Annotated in this window: 9 protein-coding genes and 6 pseudogenes; 8 read left to right on the top strand and 7 right to left on the bottom strand. The window is 54.1% G+C overall.

Annotated elements, in window-relative coordinates; all coding sequences use genetic code 11:
• Window positions 1-183: 183 nt before the first annotated feature.
• A complete protein-coding gene (locus tag GPOALKHO_RS06745; RefSeq protein ID WP_406701829.1) occupies window positions 184-339 on the bottom strand; it encodes a hypothetical protein in 156 nt (51 codons plus the stop codon).
• A 1-nt stretch (window position 340) separates the two neighbouring features.
• Here GPOALKHO_RS06745 and GPOALKHO_RS06740 point away from each other — a divergent pair, with 1 nt between their 5' ends.
• From GPOALKHO_RS06740 to GPOALKHO_RS06725, 4 genes and pseudogenes are all read left to right on the top strand, one after another.
• Complete coding sequence (locus GPOALKHO_RS06740; RefSeq protein WP_406701827.1) at window positions 341-481, top strand: hypothetical protein; 141 nt, start codon at window positions 341-343, stop codon at window positions 479-481.
• A 573-nt stretch (window positions 482-1054) separates the two neighbouring features.
• Window positions 1055-1432 carry an iron chelate uptake ABC transporter family permease subunit gene (locus tag GPOALKHO_RS06735; protein ID WP_406701825.1) on the top strand — a complete coding sequence of 126 codons (378 nt, stop codon included), beginning with the start codon at window positions 1055-1057 and terminating at the stop codon, window positions 1430-1432.
• A 370-nt stretch (window positions 1433-1802) separates the two neighbouring features.
• Window positions 1803-2057: an iron chelate uptake ABC transporter family permease subunit gene (locus tag GPOALKHO_RS06730; protein ID WP_406701823.1), complete on the top strand. Its 255-nt coding sequence runs from the start codon at window positions 1803-1805 to the stop codon at window positions 2055-2057.
• A 31-nt stretch (window positions 2058-2088) separates the two neighbouring features.
• Window positions 2089-2442: pseudogene (locus GPOALKHO_RS06725) on the top strand (hypothetical protein).
• A 75-nt stretch (window positions 2443-2517) separates the two neighbouring features.
• Here GPOALKHO_RS06725 and erpA read toward each other — a convergent pair.
• Entirely contained in the window at window positions 2518-2862 is a 345-nt protein-coding gene (erpA, locus tag GPOALKHO_RS06720; protein WP_406701821.1) for an iron-sulfur cluster insertion protein ErpA, read from the bottom strand.
• A gap of 86 nt (window positions 2863-2948) precedes the next feature.
• Window positions 2949-3870, bottom strand: a pseudogene (locus GPOALKHO_RS06715) (chloride channel protein); the annotation flags it as partial.
• 456 nt (window positions 3871-4326) lie between these two features.
• Here GPOALKHO_RS06715 and GPOALKHO_RS06710 point away from each other — a divergent pair.
• Window positions 4327-5461, top strand: a pseudogene (locus GPOALKHO_RS06710) (aminotransferase class III-fold pyridoxal phosphate-dependent enzyme).
• 131 nt (window positions 5462-5592) lie between these two features.
• Here the strand turns inward: GPOALKHO_RS06710 and GPOALKHO_RS06705 are convergent.
• Window positions 5593-5850 (bottom strand): annotated as a pseudogene (locus GPOALKHO_RS06705) (hypothetical protein); the annotation flags it as partial.
• A 761-nt stretch (window positions 5851-6611) separates the two neighbouring features.
• Window positions 6612-7313, bottom strand: a complete 702-nt coding sequence (mtnN, locus tag GPOALKHO_RS06700) for a 5'-methylthioadenosine/S-adenosylhomocysteine nucleosidase (protein ID WP_406701819.1) — start codon at window positions 7311-7313, stop codon at window positions 6612-6614.
• 160 nt (window positions 7314-7473) lie between these two features.
• On the opposite strand from mtnN, the pseudogene GPOALKHO_RS06695 reads away from it, so the two are divergent.
• The 3 genes and pseudogenes from GPOALKHO_RS06695 (at window position 7474) to GPOALKHO_RS06685 (ending at window position 11393) form a co-directional block, all read left to right on the top strand.
• A pseudogene (locus GPOALKHO_RS06695) lies at window positions 7474-8761 on the top strand (dGTPase).
• An 81-nt stretch (window positions 8762-8842) separates the two neighbouring features.
• Complete coding sequence (gene degP / locus GPOALKHO_RS06690; RefSeq protein WP_406701817.1) at window positions 8843-10288, top strand: serine endoprotease DegP; 1446 nt, start codon at window positions 8843-8845, stop codon at window positions 10286-10288.
• Window positions 10289-10393: 105 nt separating this feature from the next.
• Window positions 10394-11393, top strand: a pseudogene (locus GPOALKHO_RS06685) (sugar diacid recognition domain-containing protein).
• Window positions 11394-11435: 42 nt separating this feature from the next.
• Here the strand turns inward: GPOALKHO_RS06685 and GPOALKHO_RS06680 are convergent.
• Complete coding sequence (locus GPOALKHO_RS06680) at window positions 11436-11780, bottom strand: hypothetical protein (protein WP_406701815.1); 345 nt, start codon at window positions 11778-11780, stop codon at window positions 11436-11438.
• Window positions 11781-11929: 149 nt separating this feature from the next.
• A complete protein-coding gene (locus tag GPOALKHO_RS06675) occupies window positions 11930-12199 on the bottom strand; it encodes a hypothetical protein (RefSeq protein ID WP_406701814.1) in 270 nt (89 codons plus the stop codon).
• Window positions 12200-12378: the final 179 nt, after the last annotated feature.

Here is a 12378-nt window from a genome sequence, read left to right as displayed (position 1 = left end):
GACTCTCCCTAACCAATTTGCATATCTTTGTCTTTTGCTGCTGATGCTGGCGCTGCGCTTTATCCATGACATTCCGGCGTTTCGTCCAACTTGGCGCGAATATAAAGCGCTATCATAAACAACAGCACCGAAAACAAGAAAGGCACGCGCCATACCCAGATTAATAACGTTCCTTAACGGCAGTCAGGAGAAAAACAGGAATGTCAGTGTCGCGATCAAAAGGCTGAAATTAGTGACGGTATTGGGGATGGCGGAAAAACCGCGTCGTTTAACCGGCATGCATTCCTCGATAAAAGTAATGGTGCCCACTAGTTCGACACCGGCGCCGAAACCCTGCAAAGTGCGCAGGAAAATTAATAATATCGGCGCCTATATGCCAATGATGTCGCGGGAAAACCGCTGGATATGGCAAGCATCTCCATTTATGGCGTTGGCGCGAAGTCTCGATTGCGAGGCCGTCGGTAAGGAGTATTTAGCCTAGCTTGACCGACAACTGGCGCAAGCGATGCCAACGTTGGCATCGTTGTGCTAGGCCATCCCCTCTGTGCGGCACAAGAGCTGGCGGTCGGGCGGCGGCGATTTGGTATTACAGCGCCACCTTAGTGGCACGACGTTTTCCGGCTGCTTGAATAATTGAAAGGGGGGTGATCATGAAAATCGAGGTGAATATCGTCGCACTTTCCCTCCGTAGTGTGCCGTAGTGTGGTAAACGGGGAACGGTTTATGTGCTGCTGGCGCTTTTCGCGCTGGTGTGGCGGCGCGCTTTGGTCTCTGGATGCAGCAGATGTGACGCAATTGATTTTTTACTACAGCTTGAGGTAGCGGTGGCACTATTGGTGGGAGCGGATTAAGGTTGGCTAGCGTCCTGTTTCAGTAAGTATTACGCAATCCGCTAGCGGAGCAGTCGACGCTGAGGTGACCAGCATTGCGCAACTAAACATCATGGTAGTAACGCTGTGGCTGCCAACCCCGTGGCGAAACCACACGACAGTTGGGGCGCTATTGGGTGCGTCACTGGTAGGGTGTGGTGTTCGGCATTGTCTAGGGCAAACGTATGTTGCCGGTGACCCTGATTATGACCGGCCTGGTGGTTAGTTCATACAGTAGCTCCGCCAACGGTTTCTTGGCACCGTTCCAGTATTTGCAAAACCTGTTTTTGTGGAGCAGCGGCTCACTGAATCAGCAGGACTGGCAGGTCGCCGCCGGGTTACTGCCGCGGGCGATCCTAGCCTGGTTGCTGGCGCTGTTATTACTAAGACCGATGATCCTGCTGGAGGTTGACGACGGCGTGGTGCGCAATCTTGGCCTCGGTTTGTCGTTGGCACAACTGGCGACGCTATTATTGACTATCGTATTAAGCGCAGTGCTGGTCAACGCAGTGGGTATCGTCGGTTTTGTCTGGCTGTTCGCACTGCTGTTGGTGCGGCTTTAGGTGCCCGCCAGTTACTGCGTCGCCTTTTCCTGGCGCTGCTTATCGGTGCGTTACTGCTGTTGTTGACCGTTCAAGCGGTGGTACGGTTAGCCCGCGTCTGGCACGAGGTCCCTACCGGCGAGGACACTGCGCCATGCCACGCAACCGACCACAGATGCTCATACGTTGCAGCAGCAGACCACGAGTAGCCACTCCCGTTGTGGCTGGAGCGGTCTCGCTGGTGCTGGTGGGGACTGGCTGTCGCTAACGTTTTGGCGCAACGCCAAAGGCTGGAATTGAGCTCACGGCGAAGAGATACTGCGTCTACTGCTCTAGCGTTAGCGGTGCGCGCCAGGGTGATGTCGGTGACCGCCGGCACTCTTATTCAAAGATGACCACAAATCCTATGGACGGACCAGAAGTGCTGGGCATCGACGCCGGCACTACCTGCGCGGTGATTTTGCTTATATTACTTATCCCCGGCGATGCGTTTGTCTGGCAACTGCCGGCAGGCAGCCTTGGCTCCGCACTAACGTTGGGTGCGATAATATTGGTATCCGGTCGCCGCTATTTTCGCCGCAGCGTATGCTGCTGGCGGGCATCGCTATCGGCACCACGTTTACCACGCTCATTACACTGTTGCTAATAAGTGGCGGCTCGGCAAGCCATCTTCAGCCATTTCCGGCGTCCTGTTGGCCGGCAAACTTCGGATGGATCCGTTTGGTGTGCTGGTGATCGGCGTGGTGACCGCGATATGGCACTAGCCAACGGACTGGTATTTTGGTAAGCGATCCCAGCGATTTTGTGGTAGCGATTATCAAAATAGAACCTGTGGGCGGCGATATGCTGTGGGGCATGCTGGCGCGGGAGATCCCGCTTGTCCTGCGTGCACACCATGGCCTACAGAGAGAGTGGCATTTCCCTTCAAACACATTGCCATACTGGAAACGGCAGTGACGTTGCTTATTCAGCTGACAGCTACCCGCCGGCATCTGAAGCTGCTGGTATTTGAATTTCATGACAGCAACTAGCGCGAACCGCCGCGGGCACAAACTGGCATGTGTAGCATCCCGGTCTTGTGTCTTGCCGGCTAAACGCACGGCGCGCTAGATGCTGAATGACGACCCGCAGCCGCAAGTGGTTTTGGCGTTGGGATTGGTGACGATAAAACGCGACCCCTCCAACCCTTCGCTGTAATCTACCGACCCACCCACCAGGTATTGCAGGCTCATAGGGTCGACCACCAGCGCTACACCTTGTTTCTCGATAGTGAAGTCGTCTTCGTTCACTGTATCGTCAAAGGCGAAACCGTATTGGAAGCCACTACAGCCACCGCCGGTGATATAAACCCGCAATTTCAGATTTGGATTATCTTCGTCCGCGATAAGGTTTTTAACCTTATTTGCTGCTAAATCGGAAAATTGTAATGGCAATGCTGCCGTCCCACTCATAATTCTATTCCTTGGCTATCGTTGGCTGAAGGCATGTCAACCCGATCATTTCGTTAAAGCTATTAACCGTTAAGCACCGTTTACGTTCAAGTATCGCGCATCGGTGAAATCGCGCTTGTTCCCGTGTGCGTTTGCTGGATATGATTTTCCTGCTCCTGGCGCTGTAACGTGCGGACCAAACAGGAAGGAGTGCAGCGCCTTACCGTCCAGAAGTTTCGCCACCAGTGTTGCGCCCAGATAGGTGATCATCATCGGCAAAATCAGTTGATAGTTATCCTTCATTTCCAGCACCAGCACGATGCTGGTCAAGGGCGCGTACACCGAGGCAGCGAACAGCGCCCCCCAAGCGTGGCAAGCATGCACACCAAAAGATGAAGAGCAGCAGGGTGAACGTATAATGCCCAGCAGTGGCCAGCAGGATCAGATTAAAGTCGCCGCCGGCCATAAATAAACTGACCATCAGCGTCAGTATGCTAGCAACTGGCCCCAGTAGACTGCCATATTACGACGATGTTTTTCCCCGCCATGCATGAACAGCATGCCTACCATGCAGAAATAACCAGTAGCAGATAGAACTACAATGCGTTGATGGCATGAAGGCCAATTTGCCTACTGCGATCGCGATAACGGTTCGCCGTTGAACAGCCGAAACACAATGCTGGCCATAATGACGCCGATAACACCGCTTTAATCGAGATCAATATTGTAACGGAACTACGGCCGCATCTCTTCAATGATGAATAAAATCAACAGCGCATTGAACGCCTCTGTCAATCCGGCTACTGCCAGGGGCCAGGATCGTGTGACGCGCTTCCGCACAGCTATGCAAAACATCCACTACCATACTGCCAAGATTGCTCCTAATTCCACCGTAGACCCCTCCCGCCCTAGCACCATGCCAGCGCCAAGAATGCCTATGCCGACGATACGCTTCACCAGAATAACCCACCACCAGCGCATCAGCAACATGTCTTCCAGAGCGCCCGCTAGCCTCCGAGGCATACCAGAAAGTATCTCATCACTACAAGCAACGCAGAGGGGACAAATACCGCCAGCACCGGTTGCCAGCGTTGCCAGTGTTGCCAGCTCTGCTACTCCCGTTCCGACAGCGCCGCATACGTAAAGCCTGTACGCTATTGACCGCTTTCTCGACGGCACGCCACCAAATCGGCCATGAACAGGATCAGCATCGGCGTCTTGCTCGCGATAGAAGAGTTTGCGAAACATTATGCCGGCGCGCCTGCCGTTCCTGCGGTACCGATATGTAGTCAGAAGTTGCTTTTGCTATAAAGATAAATTACTACCACGTCAGTTTGAGTTACACGAACGACCTGTCGCCGGCGTCGCTTAAGTACCCCCTTAACAATGCCACCAGCTGATTACACTATAGGGGTCAGGTTTATTTTGCCATTCAGGAGCTGATTGATGAGTTATTCCGCAAGTTTGTAAGCCGAGGCGCAACAGTTGATCCACATCGGGGTCAATTCACCGGCGCCTTCATTCAGGCGTTGGTAGTACGCTGCTGTTTATCGCCAGCGCCGACGACGCCCGCATCACCGACGCCGACGGTAACAGCTATATCGACTATGTCAGCTGAGACCCAATGGTGCTGAGCTATTGGTACTGAGCTATAACTCTACAGCGGTCCGCCAGTCGGTGCTGGACGCCGTACAGCGCGGCCTTATCATTTCAGCGCGCCTATCGAATCGAAGTGAAAATGGCACAGCTGGTGACCGAGCTTGTGCCGTTTATCGAGAGCGTGCGCATGGCCAATTCCGACACGGAAGCCACTATGAGCGCCATCAGTTTGGCAACCCAGTTCTCCCGGCACATCGGCTGATTTCGCCAATACACCCTCACCTGCAGCTATCACGATTTGCAGTCGGTGCACGAGGCATTCACGCCTTACCCCCGTAATATCGCCTGTATCATCGTCGAACTGGTGGCGGGAATATAAACTGTGTTCCACCGCTACTCGTGTTTTTGTCCGGGTCTACGCGCGCTGCGCAACGAGCTTGGCGCGCTGTTGATTATCCATGAGATGATGACCGGTTTTCTCGTGGTGCTGTGGTGCAGGCCTATTACGAAAACCAGATTGACCTGTCTGGGCAAAATCATCGGCGGCGGCATGCCGGTCGGCGCCTTTGGCGGCTGTCGAGAGGTGATGGTGGCGCTGGCACCGACGGGACCGGTCTATCAGGCCGGCGCCCTGCCGGGCAATCTGGTCGCTATCGCGGTCGGTTATACCTGCCTGCGTGAGGTCGCCCGGCCAGGCGTACATCAAAACAGTTAACGCAACAGACAGAGTGTCTGGCGCATGGGTTACTCTGTCGGCGGCGGAATCGGCTGGCGTGCCGCTGGTGGTTAACCGCATTGGCGACATGTTCGGTCTATTTTCACCGATTTGCCACGCGTTACTGACTTCCAGGACGTACAGATATGCGACGTGGAACGCTTTAAACGGTTCTTCCACATGCTATCGGCAGGGATTTATCTGGTGCCGTCAGCGTATGAAGCAGGCTTTATCTCACTGGTGCACGGTGACGCCGAGATTCGCCTCACTCTGAAGGCCGCCGCACAGAGTTTCATCTGGCTGTGATTGGTTCGCCGCGCGGACTAGGCCTGCTCGGTTTTCCTCCGCCCTCCTCTGCGGCCGTGACCGGAAGCGACACCGCCCAAACGCGGGGCGCTTCTTTCCCGACGCGACTCTCTCTGTCGACACCGCGCTAGTTATCGTTCCGTTACCGCCCCTGGCGGCGCAGAAGCCAGTAAAATACGGCGCACCACAATATACGGCGCACCAATAAAGGTCCCAGCAATCCGGTGGAAATTTGATTGAGGAACGTTACAATGTGCCACACCGGTCGGCGAACATCATCAGCAGGCCGCTAATCGCCGAGGCCATCAGTCTAACAAAGCTCAGCGGCCCGACGGTCAGCGTAGCGCTGGCGGTCTAACGGCTGTCAACAGCAAAATGATCAGCCGTGCCCACCCAGTGGTACCACTGGCGACAGCGCACTGACGTTGACAAAGAGCATCAAGGTGCCTCAACCGGAAGGGCGGAACGGACGGGTTGCACCAGCTGCGCGCAGAACTGCCACGTAGCCAATAGGGTACGTGGTCTCGGACGGGTAAAGCTGTCTTCGCCAATGGCAATCAGCGGCACCGTTAACTGCGGCCGCCAAAATCGCTTACCTGGCTGGCGACGGTGGCGGCGCCTGGCACGACAATGACTTGATGCTGTATCAGCACCTGCTCGCGGCTTACCTATGGCCAGTGGACTGGCCTTGCGGTGAAGACGTTGCACCAGCCGCATAGGGCGAAGTCTGGTTTTGCGGCGTTGCTCGGTGGCGATAAACAGCGACCGGCGGCCAATGCCTCAAGTGACAGCGCTATCTCGTCGATGTTTTGCTGGTCTAACCAACTGCATGACCGGGATGTTAAAGCTCGCCAGCGTCTGTATCGCGGCGCTGCGGATTGCAGTCGCGCTAGCCTAGAACTAGATCCGATTTCAGCGCCAGGTTCGCTCGATGTTTACGTCCCGCCACGAGTCGACCCGCTTGTGGCGACGCGCCGAGGGAGGGTAATCCGACCAGTTGCCGGTGGCCGCCGGCACTTCGCTCATGCCGGCGGCGCAAGCCAACTCCATCGTGTGAGGCGCCAGGCTTATCACACACCGCGCTCCCAGCGCCGGCTAGACTAGCAGCAGACAAAGTAAGGCGGCCAGTGTCGCGCGTTCGTAGTCGAATTTACCGCTGACCAGCCAGCGCATGCACCATTTCCTCGACCAGGCGGGAGGCGCTTTGCGACGCCACAGTGAGGAATTCTTCAAAGCTCAGATGAGACTCTTGATCTACGACATCAGAGATGGCGCGCACTACTACGAAAGGTACGGCAAATTGGTGACACACATGGGCGATGGCGGTAGCCTCCATTTCTACGGCGATTGCCTGCGGGAAGGTCTGGCGGATACGGGCTAGCCCTTCCGCGTCATTGATAAAAGCGTCGCCGCTAACCACCAGACCACGTACCGCGTGCATGCCGAGGCGATCGATGATTTTCTCCGCCAGCGCCACTAGCGACGGGTCGGCATTAAACGACGCCGGACACTGTGCCATCTGTCCTGGCTCATAACCGAAGGCAGTGACGTTGACATCGTGATAGCGTACTTCATGAGATATCACGATATCGCCGACTTTCAGTGATGGCTCCAGACTGCCGGCGGAACCGGTATTGATGACCAGCTCAGGCTTGAAATGATCCAACAGCAGCGTGGTCCCAAGCGTGGCGGAAACCTTCCCGATACCGGATTTCACCAGCACTACCTCAACGCCGTGTAGCTGACCGGTATAAATTTCACATCCCGCCTTCTGATGAAGGATAGAGTGATTCAAGCTGTCGCGCAGCAGAGCGACTTCCTGTTCCATTGCACCGATAATACCAATTTTCATACAAAGCACTCCTATTAAGAAAATAGCGAGTTTTAAATGATAGCGGGTTGTTTATAGTGCGCATTCTAGCACGCCTGCTGAGGGGAAATAACGGCCGGTAGGGTGCGTTTGCCGGCGGGCATTAGTGTTACAATAGAGTGCGGGTCTCACGCGTGGAAACATGTCTGACATCAACTTCAGTCATAAAATCAGTTTCCAACGTCCTTTTAGTCTGGCGATAAGTTCTGAAGGTGATTATGCTACTATCCATCGATTTGAGAGTGACCGCGGTCGCATCATCAATTTCGCTGCAATACGCCGGCTACAGCAAACCCAGGTTTCCCCTTGAGCGCAATGCGGCGGTACGCTCGCGCCTGACCCGCTCGCTGGAGGTATAACAGGCGGGCCGCTATATCGTTCAACGACTGCTTTCGTCGCCAGCTGGATATCGTTAGCCCGGAGCAGAATATCATCGGTAACGATCAGTGCCAGGGGCCAGCCTGCTCCTGCGCGCCGGCGACGAAGACAACAATGCGCTGAGCGGCCGCATTTGTAGTCTTCCGAAGCTTAAGTTGACCTGTGCGTATCGGCTGTATTCTTGAGTACACCCGCTCGGCCTACTGGCAGGAGCCAGCGCCGGCGGCGTTCAGCCATCTCATGCAGAAACCAGGGCCTTATCTCGCGGAAGAAAAGTATGTCCAAACGCTGCGGCGCGAATTGGGGAATTTCACCGTTTTCGCTGACGTATATTATGGAAGCCGTCGACGACATTTCTGATTGCATTGCCAACCGAAGAAGATGCGGTGGAAAAAATCTTTAACGTGAAACAACCGTGTCTTTTCCTGCAAAAGAGTGGGCAGCGTCGTTAAAGGCGATCTGTTCGATAAAGTGACAGTCAATACCGTGGCGCGGTTAGTATCGTATTATGTGGCGCAGCGTTTTCTGGATAATGTGGCGCAGCGTTTTCTGGATAATCTGTCGCCCATTTACGACGGCAGTTTCAATCAGGCGCTGCCGGAGGACTCTAGTCCGGCGTTTCGGCTGTTAAAGATATTTAAAAGTGTTGCTTTCAAGCATATGTTTAATCATCCTGAAGTCGAGCAGTTGGAACTGCTGGCTATCGGATGATAAGTGGGTTGCTGGAAATTTATAACCCCTTGCTTGACATGTCGCAGCAGGATTCTCAACGGCTGGCGGCAGAGGGGATTATATCCCACTCATCCTATCGCCAGCCGCCTATATCATGAACTGTCCGCCAAACATCGTCTGGTCTATGGCGAAGCGATGGAAACGGTCAACCGCTATCCCGCCGGCCAACAACCCATGATGGAATTCATTATCGCGCGCGTTTAATCCAGGATTATATGAGCGGTATGACCGATTTTTATGCTTGGGATGAATATCATCGGCTGATGGATACATTTGTAAAGAAAATCAATATATTACCTTTGCTGCTTTCTTTGTGCTGAACTACGGGTCATAACTCTTATGGAGAAACGCGGTACGTTCTGTATAGTGCTCCCTTTGCTATTAAGTCGAGATAATCATAGATGAAAAAATCCACATTGGTCCTGATGGCGCTTGCTCTCAGTCTGGACATGGTGCTCATTTCCGTCTCTGTCTTTGCGGCAGAAACCGCCGCGATCCATCAGCAGTTGCCCAGCCTGGCGCCGATGCTGGAAAAAGTTGTTCCCTCAGTAGTGAGTATCAATGTCGAGGGCAGTAAACCGGTTACGTCACTGCAAATACCAGATCAACTAAAGCAATTTTTCGGTCAAAAGTCGCCACTGTGCCAGGACGGCTCGCCTTTCCAAGCGTCACCGTTATGTCAGGGCGACGATGAGTGGAGCGATGACGGTGGCGACCAAGATGGCGCACCGGCCCAGGAAAAATTTCAGGCACTGGGAGCCGGGGTCATTATCGATGCCGATAAGGGCTATGTAGTGACCAACAATCATGTAGTGAATGATGCGTCTAAAATACAGGTACAGCTTAACGACGGACGTAAATTCGACGCCAAGCTTATCGGTAAGGATCCGCGATCCGATATTGCGCTGGTGCAGCTAATTGACTTCAAAAACCTGACCGCCATCAAAATGGCCAACTCCGATCAATTGCGGGTCGGGGATTATACCGTGGCTATCGGCAATCCCTACGGGTTGGGGGAAACGGCGACCTTGGGTATTATCTCGGCGCTCGAACGCAGCGGGTTAAATATCGAAAATTATGAGAACTTTATCCAGACCGACGCGGCCATCAACCGCGGTAATTCCGGCGGCGCGCTGGTGAATCTGAACGGCGAGCTTATCGGTATTAATACCGCCATCTTGGCGCCGGATGGCGGTAATATCGGCATCGGTTTTGCCATACCGAGCAATATGGTTAAAAACCTGACCAAGCAAATTGTTGAATTCGGTCAGGTAAAACGCGGAAAAATTGGCATCCTCGGCAGCGAGTTAACGCCGGAACTAGCGAAAGCCATGAAGATCGATGCCCAGCGCGGCGTATTCGTCAGCCAGGTAATGCCGAAATCCGCCGCGGAGAAAGCCGGCGTAAAAGCGGGGGATGTGATCGTCACTATGAACGGCAAGGCGCTGAACAGCTTCGCCTCGTTCCGGGCCAATATCAGCTCGCAGCTGGTGGGTACTAAAATGACCCTCGGCCTGTTGCGCGACGGTAAACTGGTCACGGTCACCGTTACCCTGGAGCAAAGTACGCAATCCCAAGTGGATTCCGGGATGGTCTTTACCGGCATCGAAGGCGCGGAGCTCAGTAATACCGAGTTTGACGGCCAGAAAGGAGTGCGGGTAGATAACGTCAAAGTCGGTAGTACCGCCGAGCGGGTCGGGCTGAAAAAGGGCGATGTTATTCTCGATGTGAATCAGCAGCCGGTGGCAAATATCGGCGAGCTGCGCAAAATTCTCGACACTAGACCCAATGTGCTAGCGCTGAATATTCGCCGCGGTGATACTTCGCTATATCTACTGGCGCAATAACTGATTACACTCACCAGTAGTCTCTGACTTTGTGTGTTTGCACAATGCCAGGGATGCTGCTGTGAGAATGCTGCAAAGATTGAGCAATCAGCGCTGAGGACAGCGATGACGACTTATCATCTTGATAGCAAGCTAGCGCAAAAATCGTGGCAAGAACCATGCGGATAATTGACAGCAACAGTAACGTGATGGACGCCCGTGGCCGGATAATCGGCAGTGGCGATGGAGCGTCGGTGAGCTGCATGAAAGCGCGCTGCTAGTGCTGTCTCAAACACAGGTGGTGAATATCGACGACGGGACAAGCATTTACATGGCGTGCGTCCTGGGATTAATCTGCTTCTGAAAATCGACGATAATATCGTCGGCGTCATCGGGTTAACCGGTAACCCTGGCCAGCTGCGCCAATATGGCGAATTGGTGTGCAGATTGCCGAGATGGCGCTGGAGCAGGCACAGTTGCTATATATGCTGGCATATGCTGGCAGAGGACGGCCGGCTGCGCGAAGAATTGGTGATGAACTTATCCGCGCCGAAGAAGTGACGCCGGCGCTGTCCGAATTGGCGCAGCGCCTGTGGATCGATATTTCAGCTGCGTGTAGCGGCGGCGGTGGAAGTGGACAGCGGGCAGTTCGACGTCGATAACTCCATGCCCGAACTGCATGCAACAGTCACAAACCCTGTTGATTACCCCTGAGCGGGATAACCTTATCACTATCGCCCAGACCGAAATGGTGGTTTTGAATCTGGCGCTGAACAGCTACGGGCGCCAGAATGCTGACGCCGCGTGGATAGCCTATTCCCGCATGACCAAAAGCCAGCCGCCTATGGGCGCGTATCGCGCGCTGGGTAACTTTTCACCGAACCGTGGGCTCGTCTGCTTCAGGCGCACCGCCGTCAGGCCAATGAGCTTGTGCGGCCGTTGGGCAACAAAAGCCATATAGGCAACGGTTTATTGCGGCGAATCTTTATCGCCTGGTTTCGCTATAACGTTCAGCCGACGCCAACCTCGTGAAATACCATTTGAACCGCATTTTCGACCTGATCTAGTCAACTTTAACGATCGGCTGCTGTTGTATGTAACGCTACAGCTGGATAATAATGTCTGAGATGCGGATATTTGTGCGATGCCAATGCTGATAATGATGTAATCACAGATACCAAGGCAGATAAATAGTAAGACGAACAACGGTAAAGGCCAGCGCAGGTTTCATATCAAGTATTAAGAGGCAGAAGCGCGGGCGGATACCGGCGTCAAGGTAAATGCAGTGGGTATAGACTAAACGTACGGGTATACAGTCACGCGGGCTGGGAGGCGCCCAGGCCGCAAGAGGTTTTAGCTCCAGGCACTGGATTTCGCCGATGATAAACAAATAGATAACGATAACCATCAAGCGGTTCGCGGCGACATAAGTTAGCGCGCCGTCAAAGGAGTCGGTGCGCTGTAGAATGTAGCTAATCGCTATGGGCGTGGTGATGGCACCGGTTTGTGTCACTAAATTAAAACTCCGCCGCTGAGGCTGACAATTTGTAGGTGCGGTGTCGTCGTTCACCGTTCAGCCGAGTGCGACGATGCTCTTGCCGAAGAACGTCAGGCTCATGGCCGCCACCACCGCTACATCGGAGGTTGTGTAATTGTAGGTAATCATACTAACAGCGTGCCGACCGGCATGCCGACGATGATGGACGTTTTGCGCACCACCGACAGCGAATAAGCGAGGTTGAGCAGATAGGCGGGAAACACACCGCCCGGCACGCCGCTGATACAGCCGCAAACCGCCGACAGTGCCGCGACAAAACCCGCCTCCAGAATCGACATGCCGCGTCCTTTAACCAAGTAAATGGGAAAACCGGACAAGAAGAACCAGGTAATCGTATTAACACAATAATGGGCCAGATAAATATCCAACAGCATACGGCTGGACAGCCACTGTTTGATATAGCCTAACTGCGGCGCGCAGATACTCCCGTTCGCTTTGGCTCACCAGCGGATGGTCAGTGGACTGTACATGGTTTTCACTCACACCGCCGACAGCACAATCCCCACCACACCCATGGGTGATCCGCGGGTTGAACACCACAAGCATAGCATAT

It is taken from the genome of Sodalis sp. (in: enterobacteria), assembly GCF_036327475.1.
Classification (GTDB): Bacteria; Pseudomonadota; Gammaproteobacteria; order Enterobacterales; family Enterobacteriaceae.
The sequence above is the reverse complement of the archived record's forward strand: the minus strand, read 5'-3'. Positions and strand labels throughout refer to the sequence as shown.